The sequence below is a fragment of the Nonomuraea candida genome (assembly GCF_000725485.1).
GTDB classification, from domain to species: domain Bacteria; phylum Actinomycetota; class Actinomycetes; order Streptosporangiales; family Streptosporangiaceae; genus Nonomuraea; species Nonomuraea candida.
In genome coordinates this window covers 1-827 of record NZ_JOAG01000143.1, presented here as the reverse complement: position 1 = coordinate 827, position 827 = coordinate 1, and the positions used below count along the sequence as shown (strand labels likewise).

Genomic DNA, 827 nt, shown 5'->3' with positions numbered 1-827 from the left:
TCGTTCGACTGGCTGCTCGGAAACGAGAAGTGGAAGGCCCGGGTCGAGGCGGCTCGCCAGGCCGGGCGCAAGGACGTCCCGACCCAGTCGGGCCTCGAAGAGATCTTCGAAGAGATCAGTCCGATCGAGGACTTCTCGGGGACCATGTCCTTGTCGTTCCGCGACCACCGGTTCGAGCCGCCGAAGTACTCCGTAGATGAGTGCAAAGAGAAGGACATGACCTTCTCCGCCCCGATGTTCGTGACGGCGGAGTTCATCAATAACACCACCGGTGAGATCAAGAGCCAGACGGTGTTCATGGGGGACTTCCCGCTCATGACGCCGAAGGGCACCTTCATCATCAACGGCACCGAGCGTGTCGTGGTCTCGCAGCTGGTCCGCTCGCCCGGCGTCTACTTCGAACGCAATGTCGACAAGACGTCCGACAAGGACCTGTACGGCTGCAAGGTCATCCCGTCGCGGGGTGCCTGGCTGGAGTTCGAGATCGACAAGCGCGACAGCGTCGGTGTGCGCATCGACCGCAAGCGCAAGCAGGCCGTCACCGTGCTTCTCAAGGCACTGGGGTGGACCAGCGAGCAGATCCTCGAGCGTTTCGGCCAGTACGAGTCGATGCGGGCGACCCTGGAGAAGGACCACACCGCCGGTCAGGATGACGCCCTGCTCGACATCTACCGCAAGCTGCGGCCGGGTGAGCCGCCGACCAAGGAGTCGGCGCAGACCCTGCTGGAGAACCTCTATTTCAACCCCAAGCGGTACGACCTCGCCAAGGTGGGCCGTTACAAGATCAATAAGAAGCTGGGCGTCGACGCCGAGATCACGCAGGGCAC

1 pseudogene is annotated in these 827 nt (G+C 62.6%); it reads left to right on the top strand.

The features are described 5' to 3' along the window. Nucleotides 1-827, top strand: a pseudogene (locus IO39_RS43425) (DNA-directed RNA polymerase subunit beta); the annotation flags it as partial.